Genomic DNA, 23632 nt, shown 5'->3' on the forward strand with positions numbered 1-23632 from the left:
CCTTTGTATTGGATTTGGATGTGTATTACTACCTCCAACCATTATAAAGGACTTTTTTTGTACAGAAAATAAATTTTTAGAATATTCCATTTAAAACCGTAGGTTGAAATATTTTTATGCAACACTAGTGATTCAGAATATTTAATATATACGTTTCACTTTCTAGCACAGTTAAATTATTTTTTAATTTTGTCGTGCTCTATGTTTATATCTTTTAAAAAAGGCTATTAGTATAAAAATGATACTAAAAACTAAATATAAAGGAGTGGGCATGATGCCAACAATTTTATTAAAAGCATCTCATCCAACTTCATATGTAAACGACACAAAATTTCAATTGATAGACGAAAAAGAGAAGTATATTTGTTTAAATTCATATAGAGACCAATCTAAAGCGGTCGCTAAGAAGACTAACAAATCACATGTCATTAAGCTAGAATTCATTTATCCGGATGAGTATACTGAGACTATCGTTATGAAAGCAGATTAAAAAAGCATCGGAATTTTCCGATGCTTTTTCCATTGATTAATTTTTTTGTTCCAGGTCGTCACTTAACCGTTTCATTCTAGTTTCCAGTTCTGCAGTAATCTTATCAATTGCTTCACTTTTCTTGTGATCTGCGAGAAAAACTTCAGGGATAATCGGCTCACCGAATTTGATATAAGTTTTAGCCCCCGGTTTAAACAGTGCTTTAAACGTAGATACGCCTTTATAACTTGCAGGGATAATGGGAGCTTTTGCAAGAACAGCAATAGTCGCTGCTCCCCGTTTCACTGGAGCACCTGCCTGTCTTGAACCAGCCGGAAACATGCCGATTGTTTTTCCTTGATTCAATAATTTGACAGGGATTTTTAATGTCGATGGACCAGGATTTTCACGATTGACTGGAAAGGCATTCGTATTCGTGAAGAACCATTTCAGTAATTTATTTTTAAATAATTCCTGCTTCGCCATATAATTGATTTCATTCGGATAAACAGCAACTGCCAGTATAACAATTTCAACCATACTGTTGTGAGTACACGTTACAACGTAGCGCGAATCAGCAGGTAGATATTTTTTATCGATTACTTTAACTTTCCTCAGTAATACTTTCAACACAAAATATAATATGGACGCTATCGGCTTATACATTGAGACACCCCTATTTCAACAATCTTTTATTACGTTTATATTTTAACATAGCGTCAATAAAGATAAGAGATAATTTTATTTGATTTTCATTATATTTTCATAATCAAATGTTAAAAATAGTTATCAGCAATTTAAAGAAGAAACGTTAAATGGAGGTAAAGATATGACTATTAATGAAGAACAAGAACATATACAGAAAGCCTTGCACCCGACACCATCCGCTCCCGTGAAAAGAAAAAGTGTGTTCCCCTACGCTCTGCTTGGTGGTGTTCTCGGCTCAGTGCTAACTGTCGGAGCCATGCAATTACCACTGTTAGATCAACATAACGACAATGCAGGTACCGTCACGACAGTAAACGATAGTAAAGACAGTTATAATGTGTCGAAAACTTCTAATCAGAAGAATCTTGCAGATATGATCGATCAAATTTCTCCAGCTATTGTTGGTGTTATCAATATGCAGAAAGCTGACAGCAGCAATCCTTTTGCACCCGCTCAAAGTAAGGAACAGGAAACAGGGACAGGCTCTGGTGTCATCTATCAGGCAGATAACAATGCTTCTTATATCGTAACGAACAATCACGTTGTAGAAGGTGCAACAAACATTAAAGTTCAGCTCTCAACCGGAAAACAATACGATGCAGAACTGATAGGTACAGATGCACTGACAGATATCGCCGTATTGAAAGTAAATAATCAGCTGAATATTAAACCTGTGACTTTCGGTGATTCATCAGGCATCAGAACCGGTGATACTGTATATGCTATCGGTAATCCACTTGGCCTTGACTTTGCTAACAGCGTGACAGAAGGGATTGTCAGCGCTAAAGAACGGACAATGGATGTTTCAACGTCAGCTGGAACTTCTTCTGTTAAAGCGATTCAGACAGATGCGGCCATCAATCCGGGTAATTCAGGCGGTGCTTTATTAAATGCCGGAGGACAATTGATTGGTATCAATTCAATGAAAATTTCTTCAACAGAAGTAGAAGGTATCGGTTTCGCTATCCCATCGAATGACGTTAAGACGATTATTGAACAGATCGTCAAAAACGGTAAAGTCATTAGACCATATATGGGCCTTGCGTTAACAAGCGCTGATTCTATACCGACACAATATTTAAATGAACTCGGAATCGATTCAAATAAAGGCGTCATTGTTGCTCAGACAGACGATTATGCAGGAAAAGTGTTTGATGAAGGTGACTTAATTACTGAAGTAGATGGAGAAAAAGTTGCTTCAGACAGTGAGCTTAAATCTTATATTTATCAGAACAAAAAAGCAGGTGACACTGTTAAATTTACGATTATAAGAGACGGCAGCACAAAAGAAGTAGAACTCACACTGCGCAGTACAAAAGATCAAACTAACTAAAGACCAGCAAAAAGAGCAGATGCATTTGCATCTGCTCTCTTTTTAGAAGCCTCGTCCAGCACCGCCGCCGCCGAAACCGCCGCCGCCAAATCCACCACCGAAGCCGCCGCCATCTCCGAATCCTCCTGAAGAGAATCCGCCGGATGAAAATCCGCCGCCTGTCGGGAAGAAGATGACTGGTCCTAAACCGCCTCTTCTACGACCACGTGGACCGCCACCGCCGCCTCCTCTAAAGAAGATAGAGAAGATGAGATACAGGAAGAACAGTGTAATCAATATTTGGAAGACACTGAAAGAACCCCCTGTCGACTGTGGCTGCATCGGTTCATCACGTGTGAATTTACTGCCATCATAACCATAAGAGTCAGCAATTTCCTGCCAAACTGCTTTGTAGAGCTTAGTCATTGCCTGACCATACAGCTGCTTTGATTCAGCACTCTGGCCTTTAGGATCTGCTGCAACTGCCTGACGTAAATCGGGCATGGCATACTGGTCAATCAGCGCACCGACTTTAGCATCGTTCAGTACGCCTTCAAGTCCGTAACCGACCTGCACTTCTACACCTCGGTTTCTAAATTCATTACCATTATCCAGGTTCAGCAGAATGACAATTCCATTATCCTTATCTTTCTGACCGACACCATATTCACGACCCGCACGAAGTGCATAATCGCCGCGGTTCTCCTGACCTATTGAAGGCATAGTCATCAATAGGATTTCTGCAGTCGTACCTTGCTCCAGCCGTTCACCCAGCTCATTGATCTCTGACACTTGAGTGCCGGACAATAATGATGCGTTGTCCTGTGTGTATACAGGTTTTTTAAGCTTAGGTAGAGGTTCAGCTGCATTCGCCCCGTTCAGCGGTAACAAAGCACTGACTAAAATCGCGAAGATTAACGCGATTTTATTCATTAATTATTGTCCTTTTTATCTGAGTTGAAATCAACATTCGGTGCATTTTGTGCAGCACTATCTGCTTTAAAGTAATCTTTCTCATCAAATCCTGTGATACCAGCGATGATGCTGCCAGGAAAACGTTTGACGACTTTATTATAGTCAGTCACGACATCATTATAGTCACGACGCGCTACAGCGATACGGTTCTCTGTACCAGCAAGTTCATCGCGCAGTCCAGTGAACTGTGTATCTGCTTTCAGTTCAGGATATGCTTCACTGATAGCAATCAAACGGCCTAACGCTGAAGTCATCTCTGCATTGGCTTGAGATTTCTCTTCGATTGATCCGTTCTGAGTTGCTCCTGCTAATTTAGAACGTGCATCCGCTACAGATTTAAAGACATCTTCTTCATGTTTTGCGTAGCCTTTCACTGTTTCTACCAAGTTAGGAATTAAGTCAAGACGTCTCTGTAAGTTCGTATCGATATTAGCCTCAGCTTTTTCGACATCCTGCTCAAGATCAACCAGTCTGTTATATGGACCGATCATCATACTTCCCAGTAATAATAAGACACCTACAATTGCAATAATAGGTATTAAAAGTTTTCTCATGTAGTTTGCTCCTTTATTATTTAATAGTCTACCTTATACACACTACCCAAAAAAGATTGGTTTTAACCAATCTTGACGTTAATTATAAGTGACCATGAAATACTTTTTCTTGCCGCGTCTGACTATAGTGAAGGCGTTATCAATTTTATCTTTAACGCCCACTTCGTAATTGACATCTGTCTGCTTGTCACCATTGATTGAAATCGCACCATTTGTAATATCCTCACGGGCCTGACGTTTACTCGGAGAAATGCCTGCTTCTACAAGCAAGTCGACCAAATTCGTCGCATCTTTGACAGTAGACTGCGGTACATCTTTGAATCCTTCACGAATCTCTGCTGCAGACAGCGATGTCAAATCACCTTTGAACAATGCATCAGTAATACGGATGGCATCGTTCAAAGCCGCTTCATCGTGAACAAGTGTCGTCACTTCTTCTGCAAGCTTTTTCTGAGCGAGACGAAGATGGGGTTCTTCGTTGACCGATTTTTCAAGGATATTAATTTCATCATGTGATAGGAAAGTGAAGTATTTCAAGTATTTGATGACGTCTGCATCCGGTGTGTTGATCCAGAACTGGTAGAATTCATAAGGAGAGGTCTTTGTACTATCAAGCCAGACAGACCCACTTTCAGATTTACCGAACTTCTTGCCATCTGACTTTGTGACAAGTGGAATCGTCATGCCATAAGCTTCTACTTCACCGTACATCCGGCGCATCAGTTCGATTCCAGATGTGATATTCCCCCACTGGTCAGAACCACCGATCTGCAGTTTGACGTTGTGCTTCTGATTCAAATGTCCGAAGTCGATGGCCTGAAGAATGGTATAGGTGAATTCAGTGAATGATATTCCGCCTTCAAGTCGTGACTGTATACTGTCTTTAGCAAGCATGTAATTGACACCGACGTGTTTACCATAATCGCGAAGAAATGTCAGCAGATCAATTTGTCCGAGCCAGTCTTTATTGTTAACACGCAGCGCTCCGTTGTCACCAGTAAAATCAAACAGCTGTTCCATCTGTTTGTTAATACCGTCAACGTTTTTCTGAACCATTTCCGGTGTCTGCAGCACACGTTCATCTGTACGACCAGATGGATCACCGATCATTCCAGTTCCACCGCCGATCAGTACGACCGGACGATGTCCATGCTGCTGAAATCTTTTTAACGTCAGAAATGGCAGCAAATGTCCAATATGAAGACTGTCAGCCGTCGGATCTGCACCACAGTATAGACTTACTGACTCTTTGTTCAGTAATGCTTCTATTTCTTCCGGATGTGTCTCCTGATAAATCAGGCCTCTCCACCGTAAATCTTCTAATAATGCATTCATGTATTGTCCTCCTCAATGTGATTACTTAATGAAAATAAAAAAGCACCGATACGTCGAAACGTAAGGGTGCTTGAATGCACGGTACCACCATACTTATGATTGCTCATCACTTGTCCGATGAAACGGTCATCGTCCGTCAGACTGTTCTGTAAGGTGTATTCATAAATGTTATTTCATCAGTTTCCAGCACCACTGACTCTCTTTAGAAATTCATCATTTATTACTTGTCCTTTAGTCTGAACACTATATAATTATGTTATTAGTTTAATGTTTCACTTCAACTACGTCAAGTGTCTTGATATGATATACTTTAAATAATGTGGGAGGCTGTAAATGGCAAATTATAAGCAAATTTCTTCTCGGGCGAAGAATACATACACTAGTAGTAAAACAAGGTTGAAATCCATTGATTGGACGCCTTATGTCATCTTTCATACGATTTACCATACAGCAGCAAATGTCTTTTTCTTCTTTATTATACTGACGATTCTGCTGATTTCGCTGCTATCGGGCTTTGGGGCCGGTTATTTTGCTGCACTGGTCAAAGATCAGCCAGTACAAAGTGACGCCGCGCTGAAGAAATCTTTGAATCAGATGACAGAAAGTACAACTGTCTACTTTGGCACAGGTCAGTCACTAGGCAGCTTAAATGCAGATACACAGAGACAGGTTGTGGATTACAAGAATATCAATCCTCATATCGTTGATGCACTGGTAGCAACAGAAGATGAATACTTCTATGAACATAACGGTATTGTACCTAAAGCCTTCATTAGAGCATCAGCACAGGAAATTCTAGGTGCTAGTTCTACTTCCGGCGGCAGTACACTGACTCAGCAGCTGATAAAAAATCAGCTGTTATCCAATGAAACGTCATTTGAACGTAAAGCGAAGGAAATGCTGTTGTCATTCCGTGTTGAAAAGTCACTGACTAAAAATGAAATTATGTCTGCATATTTGAACGTCGTCAGTTTCGGGCGTAATACAAATGGTCAGAATGTGGCAGGTATTGAAGCAGCAGCACGCGGTGTTTTCGGAAAACACGCGAAAGACCTAAATATTGCACAAAGTGCATTTCTTGCTGGACTCCCTCAAAATCCTTACACTTATACACCATTTATGACTAATGGCAGTTTAAAGAGCGACGAAGAACTGAGCTATGGATTCAATCGACAGCAGTACGTACTGACAAGAATGCTCCAGGAAAAGAAAATCACTCAGAAAGAATATGATCAGGCTAAAAGGTTTAATTTGAAAAAATCATTCGAGGAACGTGTCGCAACACCAGCAGATAAATATCCATTCCTGATTGAAGAGGTAGAACGTCGTGCGATTGATATCATGAAGTACATTCTCGCTGAACAGGACGGAATCTCCAAACAGGAAATCAATGAAACACCTGTGTTGAACGATAAATATAGCCAAAAAGCAGACCGTGCTCTAAGAAACGAAGGTTATTCAATCGATACGACCGTCAACAAGAAAATCTTTGATGTGATGGATGAAATTAAAAGTAATCCAAATTATTATTCATATGATAGACAAGTACAATTGAATGGTAAGATGAAGACACTTCAGCACGAGGTCGGAGTAATGCTGAAAGAAAACAAGACCGGTAAAATATTAGCATTTGTCGGTGGTCGCAACCATGATAAATCACAGAATAATCATGCCACACAGACAAAACGCTCTCCCGGTTCTACGATGAAACCGCTGCTGACATATGCGCCAGCAGTTGAATATGGTGTTATCACGCCTGAAACAGTGCTGTTTGATAAAAAGTTTGATATTAACGGTTATTCACCGGAAAACTATGCGCGGAAAGAATATAATCAAGTGACAGCAAGAATTGCTCTTGAGAACTCATTCAACTTAAGTACGCTCCGACTCTATTCAGGAATACAGGACAGACAACCGTGGAATTTCCTTGAAAAGATGCATATGAACATTCCATATACAGAAAAGTCGAACTTATCATTGCCGCTTGGTGCGACAGATATCACACTTGAAGATGATGTCGATGGCTTTTCAACGTTTGCTAATAAAGGGAACTATCAGGAAAGCTATCTTATCGAAACGATCCGTTCCAGAGACGGTAAAGTCATCTATCAGCATAAAGCAAGACCAGAACGTGTTTTCAGTAATGCGACGGCATATATTATGACAGATATGCTAAAAGGCGTCCTGGATACGGGAAGTGCTTATCAGTTAAAAGGGGCATTTCAGTATAACCAGCAGTGGGCAGGAAAAACTGGAACAGCTCAGGATGCAACCGACAGCTTATTCGTTGGCTTTAACCCTGTTGTGACAATGGGTATATGGATGGGCTATGATAAGCCGACAACCTTTGATGAAGAAAATCATTACCAGCTGACTTTATGGCGTGACATCGTCAATGCAGCAACAGCGGTAGATCAGAAACAGATGGGTGTCGATAAGCAGTTCGAACAGCCTGCTTCAGTAATAACAGAAGAAATCTGTCAGTTCACAAACAGCAGAAAAGGAACTTGTGAACCTGGAGAACCGGTCAAAGCAAGTCTTGTCTCTAATCAAACCGATGTATCACAGAAAACATTGAAATCGCAATCAGTGCTGGACCGCCTAGGTATCAGACTGGATGGTAAAACAGGAGATAAGGTTTCAGTGAAACGGCCAGTGGCTGACTCTTTCCCTGAATTATCCGGAGTCAATACATCTGGTGCGAAAGACAATAAAAAAGAGACACCGGCAACAATAACGAATGCCAATCAATAAAAGAGGAAATCCTGTATAGGATTTCCTCTTTTATTTCGGACTTTTCTAGAACAACCCGACTGCATTTCCATTGGCATCGATATCCATGTTGAGCGCAGCTGGTTGTTTCGGCAGGCCAGGCATAGTCATAATATCACCAGTCAGCGCGACAATGAATCCTGCTCCTGTTTTAGGAATCAGCTCCCGGATAGTGATCTCAAAACCTGTAGGACGTCCAATTTTTTTAGGATCATCTGTAAATGAGTACTGAGTTTTCGCCATGCAGACAGGATAATTGTCCCAGCCGTTATCTTTAATAGTATTCAGCTGTTTTTTTGCACTGTCAGAAAAGACGACATTATCTCCGCCGTAGATTTTCTGAACGATTGTCCGGATTTTTTCTTCTACTGGCAGCTCCAGTTCATACAGTGGTTTGAAGTTCTGTTTCTCGGCCAACACTTCTTTCACTAGTCTCGCCAGTTCAACACCTCCGGCACCACCTTTTTTCCATACTTCCGTCAATGCCATTTTGATGTTACGGTCAGCACACCAGTTTCTGACAAAATCAACTTCTGCTTCTGTATCAGTTACAAAGGCATTGAGTGCGACTACCGGTTCCACTCCGAACTGTCTCAAATTCTCAAGATGTTTCTCTAAATTGACGATGCCTGCTTTTACGCCATCAACATTCTCTGCTTTCAACTGATCTTTCGCTACACCGCCGTGCATCTTCATTGCACGGATGGTTGCTACGACTACAATGGCAGCAGGTTCAAGCCCTGCACGTCCCGCTTTAATATCCATGAATTTCTCCGCACCGAGATCAGATCCGAAGCCGCTTTCTGTAACTACGATGTCTGCAAGACGACGTGCCGTATTCGTTGCAATGATGGAATTACAGCCGTGTGCAATATTGGCAAATGGTCCGCCGTGGATTAATGCCGGTGTTCCTTCAATCGTCTGTACGAGGTTCGGTTTAATCGCATCTTTTAAAATGAGTGCAAGTGCGCCTTCTACCCCTAAGTCCTTGACCGTGACCGGTGATTTATCATACGTATAGCCAATGGTAATCTTCGCGATATTCTCTTTTAAGTCATGAATATCACGGGATAAACAGAACACTGCCATAATTTCACTCGCAACTGTTATGTCAAAGCCATCTTCACGCGGCACACCTTTGAACGGTCCGCCGAGTCCGACAATCACTTCGCGCAGTGTGCGGTCATTCATATCCATCACTCGTTTCCATGTAATACGGCGGGGGTCTATATTCAATGGATTACCGTGATAAATATGATTATCGATGAATGCGGCTAGAGCATTGTTTGCTGTCGTGATGGCATGCAGGTCGCCATTGAAATGAAGATTGATTTCCTCCATCGGCAGCACTTGAGCATAACCCCCACCTGTTGCACCTCCTTTCATGCCGAACACAGGACCAAGAGAAGGTTCCCGCAGTGCCACCATCACTTGATCACCGAGCTGTCTGAAAGCATCGCTCAGGCCGACAGTCACTGTTGATTTTCCTTCTCCTGCGGGCGTCGGACTCATCGCAGTCACTAATACGACTTTACCTGAAGGCTTCGCATTAATTTTTGCTGTATCAATTTTTGCTTTATAGAAACCATAAGGTTCAACCGCTCCAAAAGGAATTCCTGCTTCTTCTGCAATAGAGCTAATCGGTCGGATTCTGGAACGCTTCGCAATTTCTAAATCTGATAAATATTCAGTCATCACCATTCTCCTTTTCTGAATCATTGTTGTATTTATTCATGTACTTTCAGACAAACTGAGACACCTTGGCACTGCCAAGGTGTCATACCTTTACAAGTAGTACTTATTTGATTAGTCTTCCATCGAGCTTAAGTCACCTGTCGGTAAGTCAAGTTCCCATGCTTTCAGTACACGTCTCATAATCTTACCTGAACGCGTCTTCGGCAGCTTATCTTTGAATTCAATTTCTCTCGGTGCGGCATGTGCTGCAAGACCATTTTTGACAAAGACTCGAATTTCCTCTTTCAGTTCATCGGTCGGTTCATATCCTTCGCGGAGCGCAATAAATGCTTTGATAATCTCTCCGCGTATAGGATCAGGTTTACCGATGACCCCTGCTTCAGCAACTGCCGGATGTTCAACGAGTTTCGATTCCACTTCGAAAGGACCGACACGTTCGCCGGCAGTCATAATGACGTCATCTACACGGCCCTGGAACCAGAAGTATCCGTCCTCGTCCATATAGGCTGAATCTCCTGAAATATACCAGCCGCCTGGCAGGAAATATGATTCATATTTCGGATGGTTGTTCCAAATATCTCTCATCATGGATGGCCAGCCTTCTTTAAGTGCGAGGTTACCCATACGGTTCGGAGGCAGTTCATTTCCTTCGTTATCTACGATGGCAGCCACAACACCTGGAAGTGGCTTACCCATAGAACCTGATTTAATCATCATACTTGGATAGTTGACAATCATATGAGCTCCTGTTTCAGTCATCCACCAAGTATCATGAATTCTCTTGCCGAATACTTTATAGCCCCATTTGATGACTTCAGGGTTCAACGGCTCACCGACTGACAATACATGTCTTAAACTTGAAAGATTATAGTTCTTGATCAATTCGTCGCCTGCTCCCATGAGCATTCTGAATGCAGTCGGAGCTGAATACCATACTGTCACTTTGAATTCTTCGATGGTACTGTACCAGCCTTCAGGTGAGAATCTTCCTCCTGCAATCACATTGGTCGCACCGTTCAGCCACGGAGCGAATACACCGTAGCTCGTACCTGTCACCCATCCAGGGTCAGCAGTACACCAGTAAATATCATCTTCTTTTAAATCGAGGACGTAGTGTCCGGAAATATAGTGCTGAACCATTGCATATTGAACATGCAGCACGCCTTTTGGCTGTCCGGTTGAGCCGGACGTATAGTGCAGAATTAAGCCGTCTTCTTTATCGAGCCACTCTATATCGAACTCATCAGACGCACCTTCAAATGCTTTGTTGAAATCAATATGATTTTCAGCGACATGATCATCAACGATAACGATATGCTTTAAATTCGGCAGTTCGTCAACTGGAATACGTCCGACCAGACTGTTTGTTGTGACGATGATCGACGCCTCACTGTTTTCAAGTCTGTCTTTTACTGCTTTCTCCATAAATGCTTCAAATAACGGCCCGACAATGGCACCGATCTTTAATGCACCGAGCAGCACAAAATATAATTCAGGGGAACGCGGCATAAAAATAAACAGTCTGTCACCTTTAGCAACATTTGTCGTCTGTTTTAGTACATTCGCAGCTTTGTTCGACTTCTTCATCATCTCTTCAAATGTATACGACTCATTTCTGCTGGCATCCTTATAATAAAGAGCGACTTTATCGCCTCTTCCATTTTCAACGTGGCGGTCGATACATTCGTACGCCATATTCACTTGACCCGTGTCGTGCCAGGAGAATGCCTGCTCCACTTCTTTCCAGTCAAAGTTACTGTAGCGTTCATCATAATTCTGTAAATTGTATTCTCCTGGTTCTACTTCATATATCTCTGTCTTCATCATGACATCCCCTTTTGTATACGTTTTCAATGCTACAATGTTATTATATAATAAATCAAATGAATTTTTCAAAAAAATTAGAATTTTCAAGGAGACAGGCATGGAACATACTAAAACATATTACCGGCATGACCATCATAAAGATGATAGATATATTATCGTCGAAGGTCCAGTTTCTAGTGATACGCTGAGTCAATATACGTTCGATGATGGTCTTGTCGCATTCAGAAGACCACCCGAACAGTTTGAAGCCGTCAAGGAAATTGCCGACCTGCCTGAAGGACGCATCATCATCTGCCGGGATGGAGACAACATTATCGGTTATACAACTTACTTATATCCTGATCCGATGGAACGCTGGAGTGAAGGTAATCTCCCCTTTCTGCTTGAACTTGGTGCAATCGAAGTATCACTTAACTATCGCAGTCTTGGTCTCGGCAAGGAAATGCTGAAGCTATCCATGCGGGATGACCAGGTTGAAGATTACATCATCATCACGACAGAATATTATTGGCACTGGGATTTGAAAAATACAAAGCTGAATGTTTTTGATTACAAGAAAATCATGCAGAAGATGATGGCAGCCGGTGGTCTGGAAGTGTTTGCAACCAATGATCCTGAAATCACCAGTCATCCTGCCAACTGTCTAATGGCACGTATTGGCAGCAGAATTACAAACGAGCAAATCGACCAGTTTGATAAGATCAGATTTACGAACCGATTCTTTATGTAGGAGGAACAGCGATGTTAGTTGAACGAATTATGACCAGCCCATGCCTTACGATCAATGATCACCATACTATTGAGCAGGCGCTTGAACTTATGGCGCAAAAAGACATACGGCATCTGCCAGTTGTCGATGAAACGATGAAAGTTCTCGGAATTGTGACAGACCGTGATATTAACTTAGCACTTCCTTCCATACTGGGAGAAGAAGACTCAGCAGCACATCTCGCTATGCCCGTCACCCGGATTATGCATAAAGATGTCGTCACTTGTCATCCACTTGATTTCGTCGAGGATATCGCAGTCGATTTCTATGAACTGAAAATAGGCAGTATTCCTGTCGTACAGAACAATAAATGTATCGGTATTGTTACACAGAAAGATATGTTGAATACGTTTCTCGAACTGACTGGTGTGACTGCACCAGGCTCAGCGATAGAAGTAGCAGTTCCTGATCAGCCAGGTATCATGCATGAAGTAACAAAAGTATTCAATGTTAATAAAGTCAGCATTGAAAGCATCCTTGTCTACCGGGACCGGACCAACCCAGGCTATAAGCTTGTACTCATCCGTATGCAGTCTATGAATCCGACAAAAATCATAGCTGACTTGAACGACACGGGGTTCAGAGTAAGAACACCGCAGAACAGCGGCCTATGAGTAAATATGTCTACTCTAAGGAATTGCTGAACTATAGATTTTCTGATAGTCATCCATTCAACCAGATGCGGCTCGTGCTGACAACTGAACTGCTGCAGTCGCTCGGTGTTCTGGATGACAAAGATATGGTCCCGGCAAGAAAAGCAACAGATGATGAATTAACACTGGTTCATACAAAAGATTATGTGGAAGCAGTGAAACAGGCTGGACTCGGCACACTCAGCCAGGCAAAGTGCGACAGCTATGGTCTTAATACAAATGACACACCGAACTTCGAAGCGATGCATGACAGCAGTGTGTGGCTTGTCGGAGCCACTTTAACTGCCTGTGATATCGTGATGACCGGTCAGGATCAGACAGCATGTAATTTAGGTGGCGGCCTGCATCACGGCTTTAAAGGACGTGCTTCAGGATTCTGCATTTATAACGACAGCGCAGTTGCTATAGAATATATGAAGCAGAAGTACGGTGCACGAGTGCTTTATATCGATACAGATGCTCATCACGGAGACGGTGTCCAGTGGTCATTCTATAATGATAATCAGACGTTCACCTACTCAATTCATGAAACAGGCAGATATTTATTTCCGGGGACGGGCGGAATCAATGAAAAAGGTGAAGGGGAAGGTTATTTATATAGTATGAATCTGCCGATAGATGCTTATACGGAAGATGATTCGTTTTTACAGTGTTTCAAGGAAAGCGTGGAAGTCGCATGCCGCTTCTTTAAACCGGATGTCATCATCAGTCAAAACGGCGCAGATGCCCACTATTTAGATCCATTGACGCATCTTCACTGTACCCACCGAATATTTGAGGAAATCCCAAGAATCGTGAAGCGGCTGGCCGACACTTACTGTCGCGGCAGATGGATCGCAGTCGGCGGCGGAGGCTATAATATCTTTCAAGTAGCACCCCTTGCCTGGAGTCAGGTCTGGCTTGCCATGAAAGATATTCCTGCTCCGGAAGGAAATCTCCCTTCAGACTGGCTGAAGAAGTGGCAGGAGAAATCGAAAATGACACTGCCGGAGACTTGGCATGCCGATGAAGCAGATTATCAGATTATCCCACGTCGTGCTGAAATTACGGAGAAAAATGCTAGAATGGTTGAACGGATCATTCAGCATTACGAATGATGACTATTAAAGTGTTAACAGCTCAAAAAAAGAATCCAGAACAGATTTAATCATGTTCTGGATTTTTCTTATTGTCACTGCTTTATTATTTCGTTGTGCCTCGATAGTCAATATGATACGGAAGAATGACCTGGTTATCGTCAATTTCTTCGTCATTCATGAATTTCGTCAGCAATCTCATCCCGACCGCTCCAATATCATATAGCGGCTGCATGACACTTGATAATTTAGGACGGACCATCTGGACAAGTCTTGTATTATTGAAACTTACAATCTGTAAGTCCTCCGGTATAGATAGACCGGAATCCTGTGCCGCATGAACAAGACCAATAGCCTGCTCATCACTAATACAGAGAATCACTTCCGGTTTCAACGCCTTCAACTGTTCAAATGCTTTTGCTCCGTCAAGATACTGTTCGTTACCAATATATACGGCTTGATCATCAATATCAATGTCATTTGCTGTCAGCACTTCTTTCATCCCAGCCATTACTTCATGACGTGCTTTCTCTGAATAACCACCACCGACAAATGCAAACTGTCGTGCTCCATCTTTGACCAGTTTTTCCGTAACTTCACGACTTGCTGCACGGTAGTCAATATTGACTGCCGGCAGCGAACTATCATTATCTTCTGTTCCAGATACGACAACTGGTACTGATGATGTTTTTATTAATCCCGCTGTTTCATTGGATAAAGTTCCTCCAAGAAAAATGATGCCATCAACCTGCTTGCTCAGCAGATTATTAAAAATCTCACGTTCTTTCTGCGGATCATTGTCTGAATTGGAAATAATCGTCTGATACTTGTACATTGTTGCAACGTCTTCCAGCCCACGTGCCAGCTCAGAATAGTAAATGTTCGAAATATCAGGAATAATAACACCGACTGTTGTCGTTTTTTTGCTGGCAAGTCCTCTTGCTACAGCATTCGGACGGTAATTTAACCGTTCGATCACTTCATTGACACGGTCACGCGTCGCTGGTTTCACATTAGGATTCCCATTGACCACGCGTGAAACTGTTGCCATTGAAACCTTTGCTTCTCTTGCAACATCATATATAGTGACTGTCATAGCTTCCTCCTGTAATCGTTTTCTCTACTATTCTAACACGTTTTCATTTGGTTTTCATAATGTTTTTCACCGATAAAGTTTTCTTGCCTGCTCAATTTCCTTGTAGAACAGATCGAATTCATTCAGATCCATCTGCTGACCAGCATCGCTGAGTGCGACAGAAGGATCCGGATGTACTTCAGCCATCACCCCATCTGCTCCTACAGCAAGAGCTGCTTTCGCCACTGGGAGCATAATGTCTTTTCTGCCAGTAGAATGAGTGACATCAACAAGAACAGGTAGATGTGTGCCCTGTTTTAATATTGGCACTGCAGAAATATCAAGTGTGTTTCTAGTCGCTTTTTCGTAAGTTCGGATGCCTCGCTCACAAATAATAATATTGCTGTTACCACTCGCATGAATATATTCAGCGGCATAAATCAGTTCCTCGATCGTTGCTGAAAGACCACGTTTTAACAACACCGGTTTATTCGAACGACCCGCTTCTTTTAGTAGTTCGAAGTTATGCATATTGCGTGCACCAATCTGATAAATATCTATATATGGATCAGCCATTTCAAAGTGATGAGGGTCAACTACTTCTGATATGACTGCTAAATCGTATTTTTTATTGATTTCTTTAAGAATTTTTAGTCCTTCTACTCCAAGTCCCTGGAAGTCATATGGAGATGTACGCGGTTTGAATGCACCGCCTCTAATAAATTTCTGTCCTTTTTCGACTAGATTCTCTGCAACTTGTTCAACTTGTTCATATGATTCAACTGAACATGGACCGAAAACGAATATTTTTTCATCACCGCCAATTACTCCTCCATTGGCTGTTGTAACAATAGTATCATCAGATTTCAGTTTTCTAGATACGTAGAGATGTTTCTCATTTTCAGATTTTTGCAGCTCGGTCGAAGCTTTAAAAATCTCTTTGAACAATTGCTTGATTACATTATCATCATAGGGACCTTTATTTAAATCCTGGAGCTTATTGATCATTTCTTTTTCGCGCATTGGATCATAAATCATTGTGCCGGCTTTACGTTTTTCCAGACCAATCTGTTTAGCAATTTCTCCTCGCTCAGATAATAAGTCTAATATAGCAATATTGATTTCTTCGATGCGTTCTCTTAACTGGTTCAATTCAGACATATGATACACCTCATGACTTCAAATTATTCTATCCCATAAAAAAAAGTAGGGCAAGAATTCACCCTACTATAATATCACAAGCCTAAATAACTTTTAAAATAAACGCTTATTTTTTGTTATTGTTTTTGTTATTTGTGTTACCAGATTTATAATCAGTTTTGTTAGTATCTACTTTAGTATTTGGATTCACTTTAGTAGAATTATTATTCGTAGAAGCAGTGTTTTTACTTGTGTTTAAATCTTTATCAACAATTGCCACTGGTTCTTTTAAAGAATCATCATTTACTTCGTCTTTAATCGCACGACGTTGTGCTGCTAAAGCATCTGTGTCAGTTTCTACTTTAGTAGTAACATGACCTGTTGACTCATTATAGCCTGTTGTTTTTTTATCTTCTTTTTTGTCCTGAGCTTTATCTTTAGCGTCTTCTTTAACATCTTGAGCTTTATCTTTTACTTCTGCTACTTTATCAGCAGCTTTTTCTTTGATTTCGCCTGCTTTTTCTTTTAACTGATCAACTGCTGATGGTTTATTGTCCTCTTTATATTGATTGCCTTTTAAATAAGAACCTTTAAACTCATCTTTATCGTAGTCTTTTTTCTTGTCCTTTTTAGGTGCAAATAATAGACCAAGTAATGTACCTAAAGATACACCTGCAGTGAAACCTAATGCAAAGTCACGTGTAGAATAGTTAGTATCTTTTACTTCATATTCTTTTAATGTGTTTGCACTTAAAGATCTGTTATAAGTGTTATTGTTGTTTGGATAAGCATTAACATCTTTTTCATGAGTATTTACTTTGTCGTAAGAATTAAAGTTATTATCTTTGTTAAAATTATTATCTTTGTTGAAGTTGTTGTCTTTATCAAATGTTGTCGTTTTTGTATCAACGTCTAAAGTGTTATTAGTGTGTGTTTTGTCAAAAGTATTAACATTTTTAGCTGTGTCGAACTTGCTATCTTTGTTGTCTTTACCAAAATTACCGTTTGTTAAGTCTTTATTGTTTGTGTTTGTCATTATAATGACCTCCTAATTAAAATTGGGAATATACTTAACTTGTTATAGTTAGTATATTCCCACTTATTTGAACTTTAAACGTATAATATTATTTTAAATCAGAATTATTATCTAATCCGGCTTTAATTTTAACCATATCTACGTCGCCGCCATTAGTTGTATCTTCATTATAAACAGTACGTGTTGTTTCTTTATAGACCGGCTGGTTAGCGAAATTTACTGAGTTACGACGCTGTTTACGCATTTCCCATTTATCCACTACTTCCATTAATACATTTGACCATTTAACCACTTGAGCGATATTCTCATGATTATTGGCAATGTTATGAGTCACAGAATTAGTGACACGATCTACTGAACTATTCAGATTCTGTACAGAACCACCAATACCTTTTACTGCATCTACTACAGTATTCAGACGAGCTGATTTATCCTGTACATCCTCAGCAAGTCGATTGGTCTTATGTAATAAATCTGTAGATTCACGAGTGATCCCTTGAATCTGTCCTTCAACGCCGTCTAATGTTTTAGCGACATGATCAAGATTCTTCTTGACTGATAATAATACTACTACGATACCGATACATAGAACTAAGAATGCCAGTGCCGCGATGATACCGGCGATTGGAAGTATCCATTCCATATAAAACCCCTCCTATTTAAACTGTCTGTTTTTACTACCTCATTTTACCCTGCTATTACAGTTTAAAACATATTTGAACTATTGCAATAGATTTTCATAGGCTTTCTGAATTTTCTGGATGTCCCCTGCTCCCATGAAGATAATCACATCATTTTTGTAGCTGTTTAGCACTGCAACACTATCTTCATCAATGCGCTCCGATTCAGGTATCAGTACTGCAAGGTCATTGATTGTCAAATTACCTGATGTTTCCCGTGCTGAGCCGAAGATCTCACAGAGAAAGACTTTATCAGCTGCTTTCAGACTGTCAGCAAAGTCCTGAAGAAACGTTTCTGTACGTGAGAACGTATGAGGCTGGAATACTGCAACGATTTTTTTGCCCGGATACTTCTTGCTGGCTGATTCGATTGTTGCGCTGATTTCTCTTGGGTGATGTGCGTAATCATCGATAAGAATCTGATTGTCTTTCTTCTTCTCAGTAAAGCGACGCTTCACCCCGCCAAATGTTTCAAGCGCTTCTTTAATGTTTTGGGTATCAAGCTGCTCAAGATAACAAACAGTAATAACTGCAAGGGCATTTAATACTTGGTGGTCTCCGAACATCGGTGTCTTAAAGCTGCCATATAACTGGTTGTCGATTATTACATCAAATGTCGTTCCGGTATCTGTAGATACGATATTTTCTGCTCTGACATGGTTGTTTTCTCCAATACCATAGTAATAAATAGGAATATTTACTTCAAGATCCTTTAAATGTTCGTCATCGCCACATGCGATGATTCCTTTTTTAACTTTACGGCTCATCTCCTGAAAGGCATTGAACACATCACTCATACTCGCAAAATAGTCGGGATGGTCAAAATCAATATTAGTGATGATAGCGTAGTCTGGTGAATAGCTCAGGAAATGTCTGCGATACTCACATGCTTCAAAAGCGAAGTACTCACTGTCAGGCAGTCCCATTCCTGTTCCATCTCCTATTAAGTAAGACGTCTTCTTATCACCGTTCATGACATGTGATAATAGTCCGGTTGTGGATGTCTTACCATGAGAACCCGTTACTGCAATAGAAGTGTATTCATTCATGAACGTTCCTAAAAAGTCATGATAGCGGAAAAAATCTAAATCCAGTTCTTTTGCTCTGACAATCTCAGGATGGTCGTCACCGAAAGCATTACCGGCGATAATCGTCATTCCTTGATGAACATTCTGTTCATTAAATGGCAGGATTTTAATTCCTTTATCGCGCAGCGCAATCTCCGTGAAGAACTCCTTCTCGATATCAGACCCTTGTACATCATGTCCCATATCGAACAGAATGTGTGCGAGCGCACTCATGCCGGCTCCTTTAATACCTACAAAATGATATAACGTCATTGTCTACACTCCTATTGTTGTTTTTCTGTCATTAACACTGTTCTCGGTTTAGAGCCGTTTGCCCCGCTGATATAGCCGGCATCTTCCAGACTGTCGACAATACGTGCGGCTCTGTTATAGCCGATCTGGAATCTACGCTGCAGCTGAGACGTTGAAATCTGTCCCTCTTCCTGCATATAATCAATCACTTCATCAAACAAATCGTCCTGAGGCAGTTCGTTCATCTTCGTTAGAAGCTCTTCCTGCTGAAAGACATAGTTTGGCTCACCTTGATCTTTTATATATGCGACGACTTCGTCTATTTCTTCATCGGATACATAGCAGCCCTGGATACGGATTGGTCTGTTCATTCCATTGCCCTGATACAGCATATCACCATTGCCGAGCAGTTTCTCGGCACCGCCATTATCCATTACAGTGCGTGAGTCGACAGCTGAAGACACCATAAAGGCGATTCGTGTCGGAACATTGGCTTTGATCAGACCTGTAATAACATTGACGGAAGGACGCTGCGTCGCAAGTATCATATGAATACCTGCCGCACGCGCTTTCTGGGCAATACGTGCAATAGAATGTTCTACTTCCTGTGGCGCCATCATCATTAAGTCAGCCAGCTCATCAATAATGATAACAATTTTAGGTAGTCGTTTGTCATATGGTGACTTCTGGTTATAGGCAGTAATATTTCTGACATGAACACCGGCAAACGTCTTGTACCGTCGTTCCATCTCTTCGACTACCCACTTCAGACTTTCTGTAGCTGCTTTGACATCTGTAATCACTGGTGCCAAAAGATGAGGCAGGTCATTGTATGGTGCAAGTTCCACCATTTTAGGATCGATCAGCAGCAGTTTCAGTTCACTCGGATTGTTACGATATAACAGCGACAGTAGAATCGCATTGATGCTGACTGACTTCCCTGATCCCGTTGCTCCGGCAATCAAAGCATGCGGCATTTTTGCGATATCCATCAGCATCGGCTCGTTGTTGATTTTCACACCAAGCGCGACCATCAACTTGGATTCAGCAAACTTGAACCGCTTAGAAAAGATGACTTCACTTAAGTTGACTTTACGCGTCTCGATATTCGGCACTTCTACACCGACTCTCGATGTACCAGGAATAGGTGCTTCAATACGAATGTCTTTTGCTGCAAGCGCCATCTTGATATCATCCTGCAGATTGGTGATACGACTAACTTTAACACCTTTTTCAACTGAAAGCTCATATCTTGTGACAGAAGGACCAACCACAACCGTCTCAACTTTCGCCGGCACATTGAAGTGATAGAAAGCTTCGTCCAGCTGCGCGCGCTGTTCTTCTACCCATTCATGTGACTCGCTGCTTTGTTCCGGCTGTGCAAGAAGACTCACTGGTGGCAGTAAATAGTTTGGGCCTTTACGCTTTTTGTCCTTACTTGGGGCAACTGCGTCTTTTACTTTCTGAGTGACGGTCTTCGTTTGTTCGGACTCGACTTTATCCGGCGTCACAAAGCCTATCGCTTTTTCAAGGAGTGATGGTTCCGCTGACAAGTCATTGTCCGGCGTCACTTTATCGATGATTTTGCCAATGATAGAAGGTGGTTCTTCAACAGTATTTTTATCCATCAGTCTTTTTTTGTCAGACGGTGTCATAACAACATTGAATGGTGTCGTCTTGCTCACTGTTGGTCGAAGTGTCGGTTCAAGAGAAGGAATTGGTTCTTCAACAACTTCAGACACCGCTTCTTCAATAACATCATCTAGTTTAGGGACTGCCATGTTTTCCTGCAGCATCTGCTCAATCGACTGTTCTTCCTGAGGAATAGTCTGTTCAGTGGATTCGATGATTTCCTCATTCTCGATGATTTCTTCTACATCGATAAAGTCTACATGGTCCGTATCGTCTGGTGTCGGCTCGTCAATAATAATGGAACGTTCTTCATGCAGTTGTGGTAGTTCAACGTCAACTGTTTCCAGCTCTGCTTTCACTTCATGCTCAGGCTGAAGTGAAAGCTGTTCGACTTCCGGTGCTGATGAGTAGATGATTTCCGGCTGTTCAGCATTTTCCGGTTCTATTGCAGACTTATTCTCGGCTTCGTCCTGAATTTTGAGCTGTCGCCTTTTTTCTTCGAAAGCCTTTTTAGCTTGGGCTTTCTTCTCACGTTCTCGTCTGATTTCTGCCACGATCTGCGAAGCATAGACATTTTCTACGTTCACCATATTATCCTGCTTACGATGAGTGGGTGTTTCAGGTTTTATGCTCTCAGGTTTTTTTCCAGTTAGCGGCGTAATGACTACTTTGCTGTCACTCGCCTTTAAGTTTCTGCGTGAGCCGTAGATTGCAGAAGGTACTTCACTCGCTGTAAACTTGGGTTTATGGACATCTGATTGTTTAGCAGGCGGTGTATAGGACGGGTTATAACGGTCAGTCACTGCCTGCGTTCTTTGCATCGTTACTTCCGCGTCAGCTCGTCTTGATTGTCGTTCTCGTCTGTTGTTGAAATAGTCATCGTTGACAAAATCGCTATGTCTTGGCTGTATATCAACCGAATTTTCTATTGGCGCCTGCTCTTTTTTCATATCTACATCGATAGGAAATCTGAATTTCCCTCTCGGTCTTCTGTATATCTCATCATGATTGTCTTCTTCAAGTTTTATACTCTCACTATGACGCTGTTCTTCTGAAGGCTGAGGGTCAGTGGGTTGCTCTCCAAATATTTTGTCAAACCAGCTCATATGCTCACACCTTTAACCTTGTTTGAAAAAGTCAGTACCAGGTACTGCTTCTGCGTCCAGCACTAAAATACCTTTTTTCTCTTCTGAGTCTGTGAGACCAAGTTCACGCTCTGAACAGATCATTCCGCTTGATGCGACACCGCGAAGTTCAGCATCTTTAATGTGCATACCGCCCGGCATGACAGCTCCCACTTTAGCGACGACGACATTTTGTCCTGCTGCTATATTTTTAGCGCCGCAGACAATCTGCAGAATCTCTTGTCCGACATTCACCTGACAGATATTTAGTTTATCAGCATCAGGATGCTTTTCCATACTGTCGACATGACCCACAACAAATTTAGGAGACAAATCTACTGACAGCGGTTCAATTCCTTTAGTCTTCAGCACATCATTGATAGTTTCCATCGTTGCTTCATCCAGTTCAACAAGACCGCTGCTATTAAGTTTCAGCTCATCATTGACGTTAAAAACATTGTAGCCGACAATATTTCCGTCCTTTTTAATTGTTACGACATCGCCATTTTTTTCGTATTCAAATGGTTCTTCCACTGATTCGATGGTGATCAGTAATACGTCATCTATTTTTTCATTGTAAAAGATATTCATGTCATTTCTCCTTGTTATCGTTTTCAAATTTTTTTCGGTTTTCTTCCAGGCGGGCAATCGCTTCCTGATTGCGTTTCATATTGTTTTTTCCGAGAATGAACACAGGAGTCAGCAATCCGTCTGCATATTGAAATGACAGTGAAGTGATTGGCACGAGACCATTGCTGAAAAACTGCATCATCATCTGAGCCATGACATCATAGCCGGTTTCATTTTCGATATCGGCGATAATCAATACATCTGCATGAGGCGTTGCGACAAGCAGCTCACCTTTTTTCTCACGGTCAAACTGCTGCAGCAATGCTTCGTTCAATATTCTGGAGGCGTCGTAGCCATCATTTGAATTGAAGAAGTAAAAGGTATTCCCAGCAACGCGGTCTTCCTTGAACTGTGCAGGCAGCTTCTTCATATTGAACAGCGCCTGCTCTTTCATATGGTCTTCTGTAATGATCATCTCACTCAGTACTTGCTCATCGATCAGACGGTAGGTTGAACCTAAGTCAAGAGCATAGTATATGTTAGTCTCTGCAGTATGCTCTGTAATGACAAAAGGCACTCCTTCTGCTTCTTTCGGAAAGCTCGTCGACCTGATAACCGGCATAATTTTCATGTCTGTTATCATTTTATCTGTTTCATCTGCCATCGCATTAATTGTTTCATTGATATAGTAGAGAACTTCATCGATAATTTTTCGTTCCTGCTGCTTATATTTAGCAACTAATGGAGCAAGCTTGATCGTCAGTCCTTTATGATTATCGTGTCGTTCGACTCGTAATGTCTCTTCCTTACGGTCAAAACTCCATGTCATGAGCTCAGAATTAAGCTCTGAGGTAATGGCGTCCCTTATTTCAAACACATTCATCAATAACACTCCTCAATTCTTGTATTAT

Annotated in this window: 19 protein-coding genes and 1 pseudogene; 6 read left to right on the forward strand and 14 right to left on the reverse strand. The window is 41.4% G+C overall.

Going from position 1 to position 23632, the window contains the following annotated elements; all coding sequences use genetic code 11:
- Positions 1-274: 274 nt before the first annotated feature.
- Positions 275-490 (forward strand): hypothetical protein, encoded by a 216-nt coding sequence (locus ERX29_RS07835; RefSeq protein WP_133444159.1) that lies wholly within the window; start codon positions 275-277, stop codon positions 488-490.
- A gap of 36 nt (positions 491-526) precedes the next feature.
- Here the strand turns inward: ERX29_RS07835 and ERX29_RS07840 are convergent, their stop codons facing one another.
- Complete coding sequence (locus ERX29_RS07840; protein WP_133444160.1) at positions 527-1135, reverse strand: lysophospholipid acyltransferase family protein; 609 nt, start codon at positions 1133-1135, stop codon at positions 527-529.
- A 163-nt stretch (positions 1136-1298) separates the two neighbouring features.
- On the opposite strand from ERX29_RS07840, the gene ERX29_RS07845 reads away from it, so the two are divergent.
- Positions 1299-2510: a S1C family serine protease gene (locus tag ERX29_RS07845; RefSeq protein WP_133444161.1), complete on the forward strand. Its 1212-nt coding sequence runs from the start codon at positions 1299-1301 to the stop codon at positions 2508-2510.
- Between the two features lie 42 nt (positions 2511-2552).
- On the opposite strand, the gene ERX29_RS07850 is transcribed toward ERX29_RS07845, so the two are convergent.
- The 3 genes from ERX29_RS07850 to tyrS all read right to left on the reverse strand — a co-directional run bounded on the left by ERX29_RS07850 (position 2553) and on the right by tyrS (position 5353).
- Positions 2553-3422 carry a TPM domain-containing protein gene (locus ERX29_RS07850; RefSeq protein ID WP_133444162.1) on the reverse strand — a complete coding sequence of 290 codons (870 nt, stop codon included), beginning with the start codon at positions 3420-3422 and terminating at the stop codon, positions 2553-2555.
- Entirely contained in the window at positions 3422-4018 is a 597-nt protein-coding gene (locus tag ERX29_RS07855; protein WP_133444163.1) for a LemA family protein, read from the reverse strand. Before ERX29_RS07855 ends, ERX29_RS07850 begins: the two co-directional genes overlap by 1 nt.
- A gap of 78 nt (positions 4019-4096) precedes the next feature.
- Entirely contained in the window at positions 4097-5353 is a 1257-nt protein-coding gene (gene tyrS / locus ERX29_RS07860) for a tyrosine--tRNA ligase (RefSeq protein WP_133444164.1), read from the reverse strand.
- Positions 5354-5686: 333 nt separating this feature from the next.
- On the opposite strand from tyrS, the gene ERX29_RS07865 reads away from it, so the two are divergent.
- Positions 5687-8107 carry a transglycosylase domain-containing protein gene (locus ERX29_RS07865; RefSeq protein ID WP_133444165.1) on the forward strand — a complete coding sequence of 807 codons (2421 nt, stop codon included), beginning with the start codon at positions 5687-5689 and terminating at the stop codon, positions 8105-8107.
- A gap of 45 nt (positions 8108-8152) precedes the next feature.
- On the opposite strand, the gene ERX29_RS07870 is transcribed toward ERX29_RS07865, so the two are convergent.
- Together ERX29_RS07870 and acsA are read right to left on the reverse strand one after the other, a co-directional pair.
- Complete coding sequence (locus ERX29_RS07870) at positions 8153-9820, reverse strand: formate--tetrahydrofolate ligase (RefSeq protein ID WP_133444166.1); 1668 nt, start codon at positions 9818-9820, stop codon at positions 8153-8155.
- A 111-nt stretch (positions 9821-9931) separates the two neighbouring features.
- On the reverse strand, positions 9932-11644 hold the full coding sequence (gene acsA / locus ERX29_RS07875) for an acetate--CoA ligase (RefSeq protein WP_133444167.1): 1713 nt from the start codon (positions 11642-11644) through the stop codon (positions 9932-9934).
- Between the two features lie 100 nt (positions 11645-11744).
- Here acsA and ERX29_RS07880 point away from each other — a divergent pair, with 100 nt between their 5' ends.
- The 3 genes from ERX29_RS07880 to ERX29_RS07890 are packed head-to-tail and all read left to right on the forward strand — an operon-like array spanning position 11745 to position 14166.
- Entirely contained in the window at positions 11745-12377 is a 633-nt protein-coding gene (locus ERX29_RS07880) for a GNAT family N-acetyltransferase (RefSeq protein ID WP_133444168.1), read from the forward strand.
- Between the two features lie 11 nt (positions 12378-12388).
- Positions 12389-13030 (forward strand): CBS and ACT domain-containing protein, encoded by a 642-nt coding sequence (locus tag ERX29_RS07885; protein WP_133444169.1) that lies wholly within the window; start codon positions 12389-12391, stop codon positions 13028-13030.
- Positions 13027-14166: an acetoin utilization protein AcuC gene (locus ERX29_RS07890; RefSeq protein ID WP_133444170.1), complete on the forward strand. Its 1140-nt coding sequence runs from the start codon at positions 13027-13029 to the stop codon at positions 14164-14166. The genes ERX29_RS07885 and ERX29_RS07890 overlap by 4 nt, the downstream gene beginning before the upstream one ends.
- A gap of 85 nt (positions 14167-14251) precedes the next feature.
- Here the strand turns inward: ERX29_RS07890 and ccpA are convergent, their stop codons facing one another.
- The 8 genes and pseudogenes from ccpA to ERX29_RS07930 all read right to left on the reverse strand — a co-directional run bounded on the left by ccpA (position 14252) and on the right by ERX29_RS07930 (position 23604).
- A complete protein-coding gene (gene ccpA / locus ERX29_RS07895; RefSeq protein ID WP_133444171.1) occupies positions 14252-15241 on the reverse strand; it encodes a catabolite control protein A in 990 nt (329 codons plus the stop codon).
- Between the two features lie 66 nt (positions 15242-15307).
- Positions 15308-16381: a bifunctional 3-deoxy-7-phosphoheptulonate synthase/chorismate mutase gene (locus ERX29_RS07900; RefSeq protein ID WP_133444172.1), complete on the reverse strand. Its 1074-nt coding sequence runs from the start codon at positions 16379-16381 to the stop codon at positions 15308-15310.
- A gap of 106 nt (positions 16382-16487) precedes the next feature.
- Positions 16488-17396: a hypothetical protein gene (locus ERX29_RS07905; RefSeq protein WP_133444173.1), complete on the reverse strand. Its 909-nt coding sequence runs from the start codon at positions 17394-17396 to the stop codon at positions 16488-16490.
- 88 nt (positions 17397-17484) lie between these two features.
- Positions 17485-18039 (reverse strand): DUF948 domain-containing protein, encoded by a 555-nt coding sequence (locus ERX29_RS07910; RefSeq protein ID WP_133444174.1) that lies wholly within the window; start codon positions 18037-18039, stop codon positions 17485-17487.
- Positions 18040-18117: 78 nt separating this feature from the next.
- Complete coding sequence (murC, locus tag ERX29_RS07915) at positions 18118-19416, reverse strand: UDP-N-acetylmuramate--L-alanine ligase (protein WP_133444175.1); 1299 nt, start codon at positions 19414-19416, stop codon at positions 18118-18120.
- A gap of 11 nt (positions 19417-19427) precedes the next feature.
- Positions 19428-20897 (reverse strand): annotated as a pseudogene (locus ERX29_RS11155) (DNA translocase FtsK); the annotation flags it as partial.
- Between the two features lie 1248 nt (positions 20898-22145).
- Positions 22146-22742 (reverse strand): YtpR family tRNA-binding protein, encoded by a 597-nt coding sequence (gene ytpR, locus ERX29_RS07925; RefSeq protein WP_133444177.1) that lies wholly within the window; start codon positions 22740-22742, stop codon positions 22146-22148.
- Position 22743: 1 nt separating this feature from the next.
- Positions 22744-23604 (reverse strand): DUF1444 family protein, encoded by an 861-nt coding sequence (locus tag ERX29_RS07930; protein ID WP_133444178.1) that lies wholly within the window; start codon positions 23602-23604, stop codon positions 22744-22746.
- Positions 23605-23632 lie beyond the last annotated feature (28 nt).

The organism is Macrococcus lamae (genome assembly GCF_004359545.1).
Taxonomy (GTDB): Bacteria; Bacillota; Bacilli; order Staphylococcales; family Staphylococcaceae; genus Macrococcus; species Macrococcus lamae.

What these genes read in the sequence shown, in the direction of transcription:
- tyrS (WP_133444164.1), bottom strand. Translation starts at nt 5,353, where the DNA reads ATGAATGCATTATTAGAAGATTTACGGTGGAGAGGCCTGATTTATCAG.
- ERX29_RS07890 (WP_133444170.1), top strand. Translation starts at nt 13,027, where the DNA reads ATGAGTAAATATGTCTACTCTAAGGAATTGCTGAACTATAGATTTTCT.
- ERX29_RS07885 (WP_133444169.1), top strand. Translation starts at nt 12,389, where the DNA reads ATGTTAGTTGAACGAATTATGACCAGCCCATGCCTTACGATCAATGAT.
- ERX29_RS07880 (WP_133444168.1), top strand. Translation starts at nt 11,745, where the DNA reads ATGGAACATACTAAAACATATTACCGGCATGACCATCATAAAGATGAT.
- acsA (WP_133444167.1), bottom strand. Translation starts at nt 11,644, where the DNA reads ATGAAGACAGAGATATATGAAGTAGAACCAGGAGAATACAATTTACAG.
- ERX29_RS07910 (WP_133444174.1), bottom strand. Translation starts at nt 18,039, where the DNA reads ATGGAATGGATACTTCCAATCGCCGGTATCATCGCGGCACTGGCATTC.
- ERX29_RS07865 (WP_133444165.1), top strand. Translation starts at nt 5,687, where the DNA reads ATGGCAAATTATAAGCAAATTTCTTCTCGGGCGAAGAATACATACACT.
- murC (WP_133444175.1), bottom strand. Translation starts at nt 19,416, where the DNA reads ATGACGTTATATCATTTTGTAGGTATTAAAGGAGCCGGCATGAGTGCG.
- ccpA (WP_133444171.1), bottom strand. Translation starts at nt 15,241, where the DNA reads ATGACAGTCACTATATATGATGTTGCAAGAGAAGCAAAGGTTTCAATG.
- ERX29_RS07870 (WP_133444166.1), bottom strand. Translation starts at nt 9,820, where the DNA reads ATGACTGAATATTTATCAGATTTAGAAATTGCGAAGCGTTCCAGAATC.
- ERX29_RS07930 (WP_133444178.1), bottom strand. Translation starts at nt 23,604, where the DNA reads ATGAATGTGTTTGAAATAAGGGACGCCATTACCTCAGAGCTTAATTCT.
- ERX29_RS07840 (WP_133444160.1), bottom strand. Translation starts at nt 1,135, where the DNA reads ATGTATAAGCCGATAGCGTCCATATTATATTTTGTGTTGAAAGTATTA.
- ERX29_RS07845 (WP_133444161.1), top strand. Translation starts at nt 1,299, where the DNA reads ATGACTATTAATGAAGAACAAGAACATATACAGAAAGCCTTGCACCCG.
- ERX29_RS07900 (WP_133444172.1), bottom strand. Translation starts at nt 16,381, where the DNA reads ATGTCTGAATTGAACCAGTTAAGAGAACGCATCGAAGAAATCAATATT.
- ytpR (WP_133444177.1), bottom strand. Translation starts at nt 22,742, where the DNA reads ATGAATATCTTTTACAATGAAAAAATAGATGACGTATTACTGATCACC.
- ERX29_RS07835 (WP_133444159.1), top strand. Translation starts at nt 275, where the DNA reads ATGCCAACAATTTTATTAAAAGCATCTCATCCAACTTCATATGTAAAC.
- ERX29_RS07850 (WP_133444162.1), bottom strand. Translation starts at nt 3,422, where the DNA reads ATGAATAAAATCGCGTTAATCTTCGCGATTTTAGTCAGTGCTTTGTTA.
- ERX29_RS07905 (WP_133444173.1), bottom strand. Translation starts at nt 17,396, where the DNA reads ATGACAAACACAAACAATAAAGACTTAACAAACGGTAATTTTGGTAAA.
- ERX29_RS07855 (WP_133444163.1), bottom strand. Translation starts at nt 4,018, where the DNA reads ATGAGAAAACTTTTAATACCTATTATTGCAATTGTAGGTGTCTTATTA.